An 880-nucleotide genomic window follows, 5' to 3' on the forward strand; every position below is an offset into this window, starting at 1 on the left:
GTTGGCTACCTTGCGTCCCCATAGCCAAAAATTTTGCGAGAACAATTTTATAAAAGCCCGAAATGCTTTGCAGATTGCGATACTTCAAGGTGGGCGCTTTTGCATACCCAAAATGAATATCGCAGGGGTTTCTGAACAGCTCGTAGGCGAGCCATTCTTTGAGACTGCGCTTCTTATCCCGACTTACTGCATCCATAAAGGTTTGTCGAAACCCTGCATAATTTGTTTTATCCAGATTCTTAAGTGCCGGAATCGCCGCTCTAAGCAAGTCTAGCTGCTGAGACAAGCTCAATTCGCTGAGATGCTCATTCCACGCACCCGTCGTTACCGAGTCATGCCCGATAAAGGCAAAAAACACAGCCTGCGCATCACTTGCGCCATGCACTAGCTGCAGAAGCGGCTTTATATCTTGTTCTCGCTTTGGCTCATCTTCGAAAGTGAGGCTGTCTTCGTGGTGAACACCTTCCAATGAACCGTCACTACTTTTGCTTACTGGCGAATAATCGATGCTATTCGTGGCTGGCTCGACTTCGCTTGATGAAGCGCTCTGCGCACCTGAAGCGAAGCCCATTGCACCCTCGTGCCGCAGTTCTGCATCTGCAGTAGATTCCAAGTAACGGCCATTCCAATTTGGCATCAAGCGCTCAATACGCTGGTCCAGTGGCGGGTGGGTTGCAAAGACTTTGCTGTGGAACGCATTACAAAAGAAGATGTGCCCTAACTCATAGGCATGCGGGTTATCAACTCGCGATCGAGGCCCATGACCACCGATAATACGAAGCGCACCAGCAATGCCCTCTGGGTTTCTTGTGAACTGAACCGCAGAGGCATCCGCCAAATACTCTCGCTGACGACTTAGGGCAGCTTTGATTACCGCACC

At 50.0% G+C, this 880-nt stretch carries 1 protein-coding gene; it reads right to left on the reverse strand.

From position 1 onward, the window contains the following. A partial coding sequence (locus A3750_RS12740) for a M48 family metalloprotease (RefSeq protein WP_156498566.1) occupies positions 1–880 on the reverse strand: 880 nt, incomplete at both ends.

Source organism: Oleiphilus sp. HI0079 (genome assembly GCF_001635105.1).